This is a genomic window from Roseimaritima multifibrata (genome assembly GCF_007741495.1).
Lineage (GTDB): Bacteria > Planctomycetota > Planctomycetia > Pirellulales > Pirellulaceae > Roseimaritima > Roseimaritima multifibrata.
The window spans coordinates 4,585,567-4,599,420 of record NZ_CP036262.1 but is presented as its reverse complement, the minus strand read 5'-3'; the positions used below and the strand labels follow the sequence as shown (position 1 = coordinate 4,599,420).

General features: G+C 54.5%; 8 protein-coding genes. 6 read left to right on the top strand and 2 right to left on the bottom strand.

Annotation, left to right across the window (positions count from 1 at the left end; all coding sequences use genetic code 11):
* Positions 1-51 precede the first annotated feature (51 nt).
* A complete protein-coding gene (locus FF011L_RS16615) occupies positions 52-633 on the top strand; it encodes a GNAT family N-acetyltransferase (protein WP_246109466.1) in 582 nt (193 codons plus the stop codon).
* 102 nt (positions 634-735) lie between these two features.
* Complete coding sequence (locus FF011L_RS16610; RefSeq protein WP_246109465.1) at positions 736-903, top strand: DUF542 domain-containing protein; 168 nt, start codon at positions 736-738, stop codon at positions 901-903.
* Between the two features lie 88 nt (positions 904-991).
* Here the strand turns inward: FF011L_RS16610 and FF011L_RS16605 are convergent, their stop codons facing one another.
* A complete protein-coding gene (locus FF011L_RS16605) occupies positions 992-1,879 on the bottom strand; it encodes a cobalamin-binding protein (RefSeq protein ID WP_145352729.1) in 888 nt (295 codons plus the stop codon).
* A 457-nt stretch (positions 1,880-2,336) separates the two neighbouring features.
* Here FF011L_RS16605 and FF011L_RS16600 point away from each other — a divergent pair, with 457 nt between their 5' ends.
* Positions 2,337-4,892, top strand: coding sequence for a DUF1592 domain-containing protein (locus FF011L_RS16600; protein WP_246109464.1), 2,556 nt, complete (start codon positions 2,337-2,339; stop codon positions 4,890-4,892).
* Between the two features lie 54 nt (positions 4,893-4,946).
* The gene (locus FF011L_RS16595) at positions 4,947-6,368 is read left to right on the top strand and encodes a DUF1552 domain-containing protein (protein ID WP_145352727.1); all 1,422 of its coding nucleotides are present in this window, start codon (positions 4,947-4,949) and stop codon (positions 6,366-6,368) included.
* Positions 6,369-6,505: 137 nt separating this feature from the next.
* Here FF011L_RS16595 and FF011L_RS16590 read toward each other — a convergent pair whose 3' ends face one another.
* Positions 6,506-9,472, bottom strand: coding sequence for an FtsX-like permease family protein (locus FF011L_RS16590; protein ID WP_145352726.1), 2,967 nt, complete (start codon positions 9,470-9,472; stop codon positions 6,506-6,508).
* A gap of 577 nt (positions 9,473-10,049) precedes the next feature.
* Between FF011L_RS16590 and FF011L_RS16585 the strand changes: the two genes are divergently transcribed.
* Together FF011L_RS16585 and FF011L_RS16580 are read left to right on the top strand one after the other, a co-directional pair.
* Positions 10,050-10,808 carry an ABC transporter ATP-binding protein gene (locus FF011L_RS16585; protein ID WP_145352725.1) on the top strand — a complete coding sequence of 253 codons (759 nt, stop codon included), beginning with the start codon at positions 10,050-10,052 and terminating at the stop codon, positions 10,806-10,808.
* Positions 10,805-13,717: an ABC transporter permease gene (locus FF011L_RS16580; RefSeq protein ID WP_145352724.1), complete on the top strand. Its 2,913-nt coding sequence runs from the start codon at positions 10,805-10,807 to the stop codon at positions 13,715-13,717. Before FF011L_RS16585 ends, FF011L_RS16580 begins: the two co-directional genes overlap by 4 nt.
* Positions 13,718-13,854: the final 137 nt, after the last annotated feature.

Below are 13,854 nucleotides of genomic sequence, written 5' to 3'. Positions count from 1 at the left end.
AATAACCAGCAGGGTGCTATACTTAGGAATTGCACGATCGAGCACTCTCGCTTGGTCGCTTCACCCGTGGGGAATGTGATGGGTCTAACCTATTTCAAACGCTTTCGAATGGAGCTGGATCTAACGGAACCGCTCTACCCTGCCCCGCCCCTGCCCGCAAACTATGAACTGATTCCCTGGTCGGATGGGCTGTCCAGTGAACACGCTCTGGCAAAATACCAAAGCTTTCGCAGTGAATTAGACGCAAATGTCTTCCCCTGCCTTGGTCGACGCGACGGCTGTCTTCAGCTGATGCGTGAAATTACTAGGCGGACGTCGTTTGTGCCGGAGGCAACTTGGTTGCTACGCCATCGCCCTCTAGGTGAACCGGCCGTCGCGGTCGGTACGGTTCAAGGCCTCCGTATGGAGGGCTGGGGGGCTATCCAGAATTTAGGGGTCATGCAGGCACATCGCGGGCACGGCCTGGGGACGGTCTTGATGACTCGAGCTGCAGAAGGATTCCGCCGTGTCGGTTTGGCGAAGATGCATCTAGAGGTCACCACCGAGAACTCCGCCGCCGTAAGGCTCTACCGCCGCATGGGTTTCAAGCAGGCCAGAACGGTTTTCAAAGCGGCCGAAATTCAGCACGCGTAGCGCACTCGCGGGCGATCAGCATGCTTTTCGTTTATCGCATCCGTTGCACACCGCCGTTTTCCCGTGATTGAAAGGTGATCGATGGGGTATGAATGTGATTTATTGGATTCGATACCTTTCTGGATCACCGAATACCCGCAAACCGCAGTCGTGTTCCATCGCTTGGGAATCGATGTCGCTTGTGAAGGGATAACCCTCCAAACAGCCTGCGAAAAAGCAAACCTAAATCCGCAACAGGTATTGGCTGAACTAAAAGCCGTTCTCAAGTAGACGCGGTTCCCGCCCGGCGCCTTCTTTCGTGGGTGGTAGTAAACGCTCCTATCCTGCGTTGTTTGGATCATGCTCCGTTGGCGATCGATCATGGCTTGGACGATCCTGTGGGGTCGGGGTGTATCAGGCTTGCTAGGATCTCCAAACTGTCGACCAGGCGAGGTCCTGGACGATTGAAGTACGATGATCCATCCACGATATGGACGCGTTGGTCTTTGACGCATCGCAAGTTTTGCCAGCCTGCGGATCTCTGAAGGATCGGTAAATCCTCCTTCGATCGTTCGATGTCAAACCCACAGCAGGCAATCACAAGGACCTCGGGATCCGCCTCCACAACTTTCTTCCATTCGACGGTCACACTTCGCTGGCCCGCCACCCCAACGACTTCAACTCCTCCGGCAAGTTCTACCAGTTCGGGATTCCAGTGGCCGGCGCTGAACGGCGGATCGATCCACTCCAGCACCATCGTCCGCGGTTTGTGCTGAATCTTTTCTGAACGCTGAACGACCGCCGCAATTCGGTTTTCCAGCTGGCTTAGAACCCGATTTGCTTGCAGTTCTGTTCCTGTTGCGATTCCGATAACGCGCAGGCAGTCAAGGACATCGGCTAAATTGCGGGGCTCCAGATTGAGGACTTGAGGAGGCTTCGGCAACGTTCGGATCGCGGCGTTCACTTCACTTTCGGCGACGGCGCAAACGTCACAGAGTGCTTGCGTGATAATCAGGTCGGGCTGTACGTCTTGGATCGTCTCGGTGTCAAGCGAATACAACGCGTTGCTGGTTTGAACCTGCTCGCGAACAAGGGTATCGATTTCGCTGCTTGATGCATCGGCAGGCAGAAGCGACCGCGTGACAGCAGGCAGTTTTCGTACGTCCGCTGGGAAGTCGCACTCATGCGTAACGCCAACCAACGACTGACGCAGTCCCAGCGCACAGACCATTTCTGTGGCGCTAGGCAGCAGGGATACGATTCGCATCGGTTGGACTCCGCTTGGTTTGAACATTCCCCAGGGATACGGGGCATCAGGGCGTGGATTTTGGTTATGTGGACTTTGGTTACTAGCGGCGGCAGAAGCGGTCCGTTGAAACCGTCTAAATCGTAGCGTATCGCCGAACGGTTCCGAACGCTCACCTACCCCCAAAATGGCGTTCAGCCGTTTTCGCCTGTGGCAGCGATGCTGGAAGCCGCTGCGGTCGCTTAGACGAGACCAAAAAATTGGCAGGAAGCATGGGGGGTCGCTATACTGCCTTCGCTATTCCGCGTGCACACCCTACTCGTGTCCGACAATCAGGACCATGGAGTATTTGATGCGTTCAATCTCTTTTTGCATCGTTTCTATCATTGGAAGGCCAGGAAAAGTTCTTTTTCGTTCAGCCGTTTCCACGTTTTCTGTTTTCGCTTTGCTGTTTTTGACGTCATTTTCTACTTCGAATTTGAGCGCAGCGGAACGGGCCAGTGACGGTCTGGTGGTGTTGTACACATTCGAAGAAAAAAGTGGCGATGTTGTTCACGATCAGGCGCCCGGTGGTTCTCCCTTAGACCTGCGTATCGACAAACCGAAAACGATTGAGTGGACGGAGAATTCCCTCCGTTTACGCGGCGATACCATGCTCCGGTCGCTGACGCCCGCGACCAAAATTCGCGACCGAGTCAAACAAACGAATGAGCTAACTCTGGAATGCTGGATCCGGCCCCTTCAGTTAAGCCAAGCCGGACCGGCTCGGATCGTTTCGGTTTCGTCCGATTCGTCCAATCGAAATCTGACGCTTGGTCAGGATACAACGGGCTACGACGTTCGCTTGCGCACGAAGACGACCAGCAACAATGGCCTCCCTTCGACCGCGACCGGAAAGAATGTCGTCAACCAAGCTCTCACCCATGTCGTTTACTCGCGCGCTGCGGACGGAACGACTTCGGTCTACTTAGATGGAAAGAAAATCCGCGCTGGCAAGGCGGGTGGTGGTTTGGAAAACTGGGATGCGAGCTACCATTTACTGCTGGGCAATGAGCAAAACGGCGGTCGTCCGTGGAAAGGTGAATTCCATTTGGTTGCGATTTATGATCGCGTTTTGTCTGCCGATGAAGTTCAGAAAAATTTTCAAGCCGGCGCCACCGCCGGTGGGGATCCTGAACTTGCCGCTAAGCTTGCCCATGCGAAAGCGGAGTCCCATTTTGCCACACAGATTGCTCCGATCCTTGCCCGCAATTGCTTGGAGTGTCACGACACCGTTTCGCACAAAGGTGGCCTCGATCTGTCGCGTCACGAACCTGCATTTGCAGGTGGTGAAAGCGGACCGGTGATCGTTCCTGGAAAGGTCAGCGAGAGCCTGCTGATCGAGCAAATTGTCTCCGGCGATATGCCGCCTCAAGGTCCGCCTCTTTCTAAGGAACAACAAACCCTGTTGGCGGACTGGGTGGCGGATGGGGCCGTTTGGTCGGTCCATCAAATCGATCCCGCGATCTATTCCTCCAAACCAGGTGCCAGCCAAACGTGGGTTCAGCGATTGACCGTCGATGAGTATGTGGAAACCGTCCGCAGTGCGGTTGGCGTCGATATGGATTCTCAAACGCGGCAGCTATTGCCAGCCGATCTTCGCGCCGATGGTTTTAGTAATACCGCGTACAATTTGACGGTCGATATGAAACATGTGGAAGCCTACGCGCAGTTGGCTCGCATGATCGTCGATGACATGGACGTTTTAAAATTCGCCAAAAAGTTTTCCAAATCACAGACTCTGAATACCGATGCGAGTGCTCGCAAGTTTGTGGAAGCGATGGGAACATGGTTGCTGCGCGGGCCGCTAACGGATCGCGAAATTACGAACTACAGCGGCATCCTGACGTCGGTCGCCAGCGCCGGGGGGACCTACGAACAAGGCGTCGCACTGTTGCTGGAAGCGATGCTGCAGTCGCCTCGATTTGTTTACCGAGTTGAATACCAACGCGGAAATGGGACCAACCGATACGTAAGCGATTACGAACTCGCGTCGCGGATCAGCTATATCGTCTGGGGCGGTCCGCCTGATGACGCTTTGTACCAAGCGGCCAAAGCGGGACGGTTGTCCGACCGCAAGGAATGCCGTCAGCAGGTTCGCAGGATGCTGGACGACCCGCGCGCGAAAAAACGGTCACAGCAGTTTGTAAGGGATTGGCTGAATTTGGATCGGTTGACAAATTTGAATCCCAATAAAGAACGGTTCCCGGATTGGACCTCGGAACTTGGGGAGGACATGCGTGATGAAACGCTGGCTTTCTTTGACGAGGTTATCTGGAAACAGAATCGGCCGATGAGTGATTTGTTCTACGCCGATTTCACGTTTGCCACCCCACGTTTGGCGAAGCACTATGGTCTGAAACCACAAGGCAATGGCCTGCGTCGCTACGATCTTTCGAATATTCCTTCACGTGGTGGGATCCTAACGCAGGGTAGCGTTCTGACGATCGGCGGCGATCATGCCTCGATGGTCACGCGAGGCTTGTTCGTGCTGACGAATGTCCTTCGTGGTGTGATTGGGGCGCCTCCGCCCGGTACCGATACGACTCCTGTCCCTACGAAGCCAGGTCAGACGCATCGCACGGTTGCTGAAGAACGCATTCAAAGCCAGTCGTGTGGTGGCTGTCATCTTAAATTCGAACCGCTGGCCTTCGGGTTGGAACCTTACGACGGACTGGGCGCATTCCACATTAAAGATGAATATGGCAACGACCTGCGAGCCGACGGAGAATTACTAATTCCTGGCGAAGCGAAACCTGTTAGCTATCGCGACACCGCCGAACTGATGCGATTGTTGGCGGCCAGCGAACGCGTTCAGGAGACGATGGTCTGGAAATTGACGCAGTTTGCGCTCGGACGACCTCTGGGCCCGGCGGACGCAATCGCCGTCGATAAAATTGGAATCGCATCGAAAAAGTCGGGTGCAACCTATTCCGATTTAATCACTGAAATCGTCTTGAGTGATCTTGTTCTGAAAATCCAACCTCAGCAGTAGCACGCGATTCCGCGGCACGTTCCTCCACCTACTTTTCTTTGGATTCAATCGCTTATGTCACGCAGAACGACCATTCATCGACGCACGCTTTTACGTGGCCTTGGAGCCGCAACGATTGGATTCCCCTTGTTGGAAGAAATGGTCTCCGCACCGGCTCATGCCGCGGCCGCCAGCGCGGTTCCCGTGCGAGCCTTCAACTTGTTTTTCGGATTGGGCATCCCCGCGCCTCTGCAGCAGGAAGGGTTTGACGGGGTCTTGGAACCGCTGGAATCGCTTGGATCAAAACTATTGATCATGCGTAACATCGACCAGGTTCGCTGTGACGAAAAAGGGATCAATGCGCACTACGATGGTGCTTCCGGAGCCTTCACGGCCGAGCCGCCTGATGGCGAAGCCAAGTCGGGCGGTCCTTCGATTGACCAGGTCATCCGACAGACGCATCACTCTGAAGGAATGCCCAAAGGGATGGTCCCGACCCTGATTGGAGGAACTTTTTTCCGTAGAAGCCGCGTCGGGCGATACGTCCATAGTTACAACATGGACGGGACGGTTGCTGCGACGATTCAAGAAAAACCTCGCGATTTGTTCGAGCGGATTTTCGGAGGGGTCGCGATGGCCGATGGCGACCTAAGTGAGCGTTTACGACGGAGCGTGCTGGATACGGTGGTCGAGGACTATCGCTTCTACACCGGTCCCCAGTCTCCACTGGGAAGTGCATCCAAGTCGCGGGTCGCCGATCATCTGGATCGAATCCGAGAATTTGAGCAGCGATCATTCTCGCTCCGCCATAAACAGCCTGGCACGCCAGATCCGCCTCCTTCTTCGAAAATTCCACACGGCGGACCGGCCGATCCCGGCGGCCAAGGGGTCGACCTCACGTTGGAAGAATTGACCACGGAGTGGCGATTGCTTGCCGATATCTATGCAACCGCGATTCGAATGGATCGAGCTCGTTTTGGATCGCTGACCTTTTTGGCGGCCGGCGAACGAATCCGACTGAAAGGTGACTACGTTTACAATGACAAAAAAATCTGGCAATTTGACGACGCTGACCAACTGAATGCCACCGGAGACCGAGGCTGCAGCCACGAATGGTGGCATCAATACAACGAGAAAAAGAAGAATGAAGCGCTCCGTGCTCATGCCCACATGAAGATGCGAGAGTTGGCCTACTTCCTCCATGCGCTTGACGATTCGTCCTGCGTGGAAGGGAATGGCAAGACGATCTTAGAGAATTCGTTAATCACGATTTCAACCGAGTCGGGTGACGGGCGTCACAACGATACAAAACGAGAACTCTCCGGAGTCTTTCACTGTATTACCGGAGCGAATGGACGATTCAAAACAGGACAGATCCTGGACGTCAACGCCGAGGGGATCGACGTCTACAATTCAATGTTAGGAGCCTTCGACGCAAAGCATAAGCTAGGCCCCGAAAATCGGAAAACGCAAGCCGTCGATGCGATCCGAGTATAGGGAAAATCGTGAACACCCTGTCGCCTTGCGCTCCGCGAAAGTAGCTTTAAGAGAGCGTTCTTTCGCGGAGCGAAAGGCGACATTACCGAGCCCACGGGCCGGAGGGCTTGGGCCCTGCCGCTAGGAAAAGCTTCGCCTTACATCGTGCCTCGCCCTGCTTGCAGTAGGCCCAGTGGTTCGGATCGCCCGGTTTTCAACGCTGGCCACATGCCGGCCAATAGACACAATGCGATCGTTAGGGAAAATCCGAATGCCAATTGTGTCCAGGGGATCATGAATGATGGTGGCCCGGCGAACCATCCTCCGAACTGCGCCATCCCGACGCCGCACCAACCTGCAATCAGGCCAAAGATCAGGCTAAGCAAACAAGCCGATGCAGCGATCAAAATCGTTTCTGCAAGGACCAACCGAATCAGTTGCCCTCGTGTGACTCCGATGGAACGCATCACTCCGAATTCCCATGTACGTGAACGGACCGATGCAATGACGGTGTTGGCTACGGCCAGGGACATGATGATCAATGTCACCAGAGGCAAATAACTCATACCCCAGATCATCCCGTCGGCCCGTTTACGTATCGCTCTGCGTACGGTTTCGGTTGCCGTCATTCGTGCGAAGGGCCGATAGGCTTTGACCTCTCCGATACCGCTTGCCGTAAACGTCTCTCCCGCCTGAAGCTCCGCAATCGATTGGAATTCCTTTTCGGCGGCTACTAAATCAACGTTGGGTTTGAAGTTCAGCCAAAAGAATTCTGTGTTACCAAGGTGAAAGTCTTGCTGAACGCGAGCCCGATTGGCGAACACGATCGCGCCCGTACGGACAAAGTGTCGTCGGACTCCGGAGAATTTTGTGACCCACTGCCAACCAGGCAACGACACAATTCCTTGGATCTTGTAAGACACCCGCTCTTCGTCGTTCGAGGGGGGGGTAAAGGTAATGGTGTCCCCTACCCCGCGACCGGTCGCCATCGAAAAATCTTCCGAAACCACACATCCCGCTCCTGACTCCAAAGCGGTGATCGCGGACGTGGCGTCTCCTTCAACGAACGTTACCGGTAGCATCGGCTGTTCGCCTCCGAATGCAACTTTGGGCGACAAGCCACAAACGATTCCGTTGTCCCCAAATTTCAGACGATCGGGCGTTCCTGCATCTCCCCAGTCAAATTTTGCTTGTTCGATGGCAAGCGGCATGACTTGTTCGGCATCGACTTGGTCGACCTGACCGACCAAATCTTGACTCTCCTTTTCTAAACCGATTGGATGAAAGGCTACCAATGCATCGGGCAGCCAATCTCCGGGCGTGAAGGGTTGCAGCATCGAATAGCCCCAAGTCTGCGTCGATGCGTAAAGCCCTAAACCAACCGACAATGCCAATGTGGCACCGATCGTCCTCCACATATTGTTGGACAACTGTGTCTGCATCATCCGTGAATCGATCCCCATCAGGCGAGTCACAATCGGGCCCAATACCCGTTCGCAAAACATGATGACGGAGGGTGCGATCAGGATCATGCCAATCAGTAGCATTGGGTAGGTCAGAAACGAATAGCACCATTTGCGGCTATCGTCGGACATCGGCAGAAAGAAAACAGTTAACGGAGCTGCGAATGCGAAAATCAATCCAACCCCGCCAGCAATTTTCCATCGTTGGAGTTGTGGAGCCACGGTTCGCTTTGACATCGCGTCCAGCGGTTGGATTCGCATCGCTCGCCAAGCAGGCAAGATCGCGGCTCCCAACGCACCAACAAAAACGGTAACCCCTGTTAGAAGGACCGTCGTCCATCCCAAAACGGCTCCGTCGTTAAACAGCCCGGGAAGGACTTGACTACCGACCAAGACCATTATCCAACCGGCAACCAGTCCGCCAATCCAACCGACCAGTGCCAGCAAGACGCTTTCCATTGCAATGATCGTAGCGATCTGAGAACGTGTGAGCGCAACGGCTCGCAACATGGCGAACTCCCGCGACCGCTCACTAACGCCCATGCTTAAAGTCGAAAAAATGATAAAGATCGCGGCCAGCGAAGCCATCCCTGTCGCCGCCCAGGCTTGGGATTGTTGACCTGAAATGGAACGTCCCGATTCCATCCCCTTACGGACCGCTGCGAAATCGATCAACTCAAGAGCCGGACGATGCTGGGCAAATTTATCTGCCCAAACATCACGGAATTGATCGATGGAAACCCCTTCACGCATTGCAATTTGTAAGACTTGCGGATCGGCAGGATAGCCATTGATTATTGCAGCGATCGCGGGACGCACATAAACCGCATCGATGGCGATTCCTGTCCCAAACGTACTAGGCAGACTGATTGGTTGTTTCGTGTCGACGGGTGATTGAGACGCCGACGATACCATCGGTTGTTTACCTCCACGTCGTTGCTCACCGTCTGAATCGTTACGCGGACCGTGCGGCGTGCCACTGGTTCGGCCGGATGCTTTACCTTTTCCGCCACCGGGCCGGCGCTCTCCTAATGTGGGCGTTTGCGGTGCTTGTTCCACGATCCCCACAACTTTCAGGCGAAGTTGATTTGCCATGGTCGTCACTAAGATATTGTCGCCGACCGAAATGTTCATCATCTGGGCCGCATTGGCGCTTAGGACTGCCGCTGGAACCTCTCCGTTTGCAGGCAGCCAAGTGCCGCGGACCAGTTCATAAGGTTGTTCGGCGGCCGGAGTGCTGACCAGCGTCGGGTCGACAGGAGGAGCTCCGTTGACCGGCGGTCGCGATCCCACCAGCAAGCCAAGCGAACTTTCTTCTTCGCTTTCCTCTCCTTCGATTTCCACGCGGGTGACCGAAGCACGAGATTGACTGATGGGGTTTAATTCGATCACTCCGGCATCATCGTGGATCGATTGGATCGTCGCTGAAGGGATCGTTGCCGATTGCCCGGGCGGAGACTTGGCGATAACCAACGCGTCATATCGACCGAGATACTTTCCTGCATTTTCATCGAACTGGGATACCAACGCATCGTACCCGCTCACGACCCAGACCACCGCACACGTTGATGCGATGATTCCTAAGGCGGTGATCAAGACGCGCCCAGGGTGCAGTCGCATCTGCGATGTGACAAGCCGAGTGAGCAATTTCAAAGACGTCATATTGAAGCAAGATCCAGAAGAAGCGTTAAAGGCAAATCGATGGTCGTCCAGGAAGGATGCGTATAGACAAAGCGGGCGTCCAGGACATCCATAACGAGAGAAGGGATTTTTGTCTCTTAAGTTGCGATCTGTTTCCAACCCCGAGAACCCCTCGCAACGCGGCCTCTATAGGTACGGTATTGGTTCGTTGTTTTCTGTAGACACCCGTTGCATCTGAGTCTTGTTGAACTCAAATGTCGTTGGAGGGATCACTTATTGCCGCATCGATTGTTCGGCATCAGGATTGCGAGGTCATGGAAAATCCCTTCTCCCGTGGAGGAAGCAATTAGTCGTAAAGCACGCAAAGCAACATTCGGGCCAACGGTCGGAAGAGTTTCGATTTGCATCCGAGGACTTGATATTTGTTGGCCAGTCCTCGGCTTTTGTGGATTGCACAAAAGGGGCTTGGCGAAAAAAACGCCTTGCTTGGCGAAAATTGCGCCCAGCCTTGGAAGCAGGACGCTGCCATGCAATTCTTTTAAAAGTGACTGTTTTAGAAAGTCTCTTCCCTTTCGTCATTTCGTTCCGTTCAACCCGAGTGAATCCGATCAACATTTCTCTTCCGCTCGACGTTCAACAGGTAACGAAAATTTATCGTCAAGGAGCAACGCCGATTCACGCTTTGGATGGCATTGATCTGTCGGTGCAGGCAGGAGAGTTCGTTGCGATTATGGGAGCATCGGGGTCTGGTAAAAGCACGCTATTGCATGCGATAGCGGGATTGATTGACGTGGATTCAGGGAATGTGATGATCGCCGGTCAGGATTTGGGGCAGTTGTCTGATGTGCCGTTGACAAAGTTTCGCCAGCGAAATCTAGGGATCGTTTTTCAAGCCTTTAACTTAATTCCCAGCCTGACAGCGGAAGACAACATTCGACTACCGGGAGCATCGGGGCCCGAGTTGGATTCGAAGGTCGAATCGCTGTTGGACCGCTTGGGGATGCAGGATCGACGCCGCCATAAACCGGGAGCGCTTTCAGGAGGTGAGCAACAGCGGATTGCGATTGCCCGAGCATTGGTTTGCAATCCGGCCGTGTTGTTGGCCGACGAACCGACGGGGAGTCTCGATTCCGTGACGGGGACCCAGATTTGTCAGTTGCTGCGAGGGCTGTGTGATGACGAACATAGGACGATTGTGATCGTTACTCACGAGCCGCATGTCGCGATGTGGGCGGATCGTGTGGTGGTGCTGAAAGACGGTAAAAAACTATCAGAGTTTTGTCCGGATCATCGTCATGATTCACAAGCGGTTGCCAGTCAGTACCAGGCCCTGCTTCGAGGGGAGGTTGTCCAATGAAGACTCTGAAACTTGCTTTTCGACTTCTGTTGGAAAGGCCGGCACGTCTGGCATTTACGACCTTGGCTACGGCGGCGGCTGTTGGTTTGGTTATCTGGATTTCCAGTGGTTACGAGGCTTTAGAAAAAACGTATGACGAATACTCAAACCTGGCGCTTGGCCGGTATGAATTGACGGTTGCACCCATTCAGCTGGACGAGGGCGTCTATGTTTCTGAAAAGGTTCTTGCGGAATTGCGCAAAGACCCATCGGTTCGGGACGCCGATCCGATGGACTCGCTACGATTGGCGATTCGTATCGATCCCAAATTGAATGAACGAGGGGCCAACGCTGGGAACCGCGAAGACTCCAGCGGTAAATCGGCTGCTGGTCTGTCCCCTGCTTCAGGTGCGAATGGCGTGGAGTCGCTACGTAGTCCACAGGGGCCAGATGGTCCAGGGAGCGGGCCGAATGCACGTCTTCCAAGCTTGCGGTTTATTGCAACCGATGCCTCCCTTCCCCCCTTTGATTTGTCGGCTGGCGTTTGGTTCGAGCGGGAATCTCTGGAGACGCTTTCGGTGGTGTTGCGGAAGGATGTTGCAGAGGGGCGTGGGCTTGCTGTTGGAGATTACCTAAGTGTCGAATTTGCTCAGCCAAATGCTGAGGGAGATACGGAGGTTTTGTTGCAAGTGATCGGCTTGCTGGACGCGCCTTCATTGAGCGGAGCCGAGGCGGTCGGGATTCCAATGCTAGTGCCCGGTTCGGGAGAAGCGTTTGTGACGGCCGCAACCCTGGAAAAAATGACGGGGCAAGCAGCTCAGATTCGTTTGCTGGGAATTGCCCTCGATCCGAATACCGATATCACAAAATTTCGATTCGGATGGGCTCCCCGGCTAAACGCGTTCGCGACACCTGTTCAGTTTCAGGAAGCCTTTGAAATTGAAGAAGCTCTGGATCAAGCGGCGGCTGCACAGAATGTTCGGATGCAGTCGTACGCAGCAACCGGGATCGCGATGGTGGTCGCGATGCTGGTAATCTTTTGCTCTCTGAGCATGGGGGTTACCGAGCGGATCCGGCAATTTGCCATTCTTAGAGCCATCTGTATGACCCGCTTTCAAATAGGATTTTTGATCACCTTCGAAGGAATGGCACTTGGGGTCGTTGGCTTGTTCGTCGGTGTGGGGATTGCCTGGCTAGTGCTGCGAGCGATAGCGGCCACCTATGACCAGATGCTATACCACGGTATCGGACTGGGCGTGTGGACTTTGACGCTTGCGTGTCTGGCTGCGTTGGGAGGTGCGGCCTTGGCTTCGTTGTTCCCCATTTATCGTGCCGTTCGTGTCAAACCGCTTGATGCGATGATTCCGATTCAATCTTCCGCCATCCATCAAAGCCTCTCGTGGTGGTGGACCATCGTCGGTTTGTTGCTGATCGCCGTGAATCCATTGCTGACGTTTGTGCTTCCTCCTAGCGAGGAGCGCGTCTACCTCTCGATGGCGATCGGATTTGGGAGCATGACGGTCGGTTTTATCCTGATTGCGCCCTTGGTCGTTGTCTTGGTCGATCTTGGTCTTAGTCCTCTCCTGACGCGTCTGTTTGGTGTGGATCCAAAATTGCTTGCCAGCCAAATCAGTAACAATCTTTGGCGGACTGTGGGGGCTTCGATCGCAATGGCTTTTGGTTTGGGGTTGTTCGTCGGGATTCAAGTCTGGGGGTTTACGATGTTGGAAGCCTTTATTCCGGGAAATTGGTCACCCGATGCCATCGCTGTCATGGAGCCGGGCTTGCCGAAACATGTTGCTGCACGCATCGCTTCCGTTGATGGTGTGGATGCTGATCGATGCCTACCACTGGTCGTCGAACAACCTCGGCTGATCGACGACATTACCGGGAGCGCTCAGCGGCCTTCGGTGACGCGACAGGACAATGTTGTCATCGTTGGCTTAGACCCTCGGGCCGCGCTGCTGGCCCCGAATTCGCTGCTTGAATTCGACTGGGTCGCCGGATCGCGCGAAGAGGCTGTGATGCAGATGCAGCAGGGGCACGCATGTGTCGTGCCCGATCATTTTCTCGAGGAAACAGGACTTTCGGTTGGCGATTCCATAGCCCTTGCGCCGCCTCGGAATTCGGCGCACCCGGCGATCTACCGTATTGCCGGGGCAGTTCGGCTGCCGGGCTGGCACTGGCAAACCAAATTAACCGGACTCCGTCCCCGCACGCACCGGGCAGCTGCACTGGTCTTTGCAGACTACGAAAGTGTTGCGGAAGATTTCGATTTGCCTGTCGCTTCGCATGTTTGGTTTTCGTATGCGGATTCAATAGAACGCAGCGAACGGTCCACAACGCAAATCAAGGAAATGGTAACCCAGTTGCTAGAACAGGAAATGCGTCGAAGAAGTGGTGGCCTGTCGGCGGCCGACGCAGACACCCTGCGTCCTCAAGATCCCTCGGTTCGGGTGGTGGCGGTGCAAGGAATCCGCGACCACCTGCAGGGGGCTGCCAGGCGCTGGATCTGGGTGATTAGCCAAGTCCCATTGATCTCGCTGGTGATTGCCTGCTTAGGGCTGCTGAATGTGATGCTTGCTTCCGTACGCGCTAGACGTTGGGAATTTGGAGTCTTGCGGTCGATTGGGTTTACCAGTTCCGATTTAACACGGGCGATCTTTTTAGAGGGGCTTCTTATTGCGATTGTCGCCGCCCTGTTAAGTGTTGGATTCGGGCTTCTAGGAGGATGGTGCGGCAGTGCGATGGCCCAGTACATCAGTTTCTTTGGAGGACTTCATCCGCCCATGGTGATCCCCTGGTTACCAATCATTGCCGGAGTTTGCTTGGTATTGACTTTGGGGCTTTTCACGGCGGCATGGCCTGCGATTTCGATTGGACGGACACGACCGATGCGACTTCTCCAACAAGGGCGAGACTTTGTTTAGTGATAGAGGAATGGAGTGACCGTTGCCGTCCAGTTGGGACGCTCTTGCTTCGGTAAGTACCCTGTTCGGCATACCGTGTGCTTTGTCTGTATTCAATCGTCAAACAACATTTTCTGATGATGGTGAAAGCGACCACG

Bases quoted from the DNA above. Each gene is read 5' to 3' on its own strand.
- FF011L_RS16595 (WP_145352727.1), top strand. From the start codon at position 4,947: ATGTCACGCAGAACGACCATTCATCGACGCACGCTTTTACGTGGCCTT.
- FF011L_RS16580 (WP_145352724.1), top strand. From the start codon at position 10,805: ATGAAGACTCTGAAACTTGCTTTTCGACTTCTGTTGGAAAGGCCGGCA.
- FF011L_RS16590 (WP_145352726.1), bottom strand. From the start codon at position 9,472: ATGACGTCTTTGAAATTGCTCACTCGGCTTGTCACATCGCAGATGCGA.
- FF011L_RS16605 (WP_145352729.1), bottom strand. From the start codon at position 1,879: ATGCGAATCGTATCCCTGCTGCCTAGCGCCACAGAAATGGTCTGTGCG.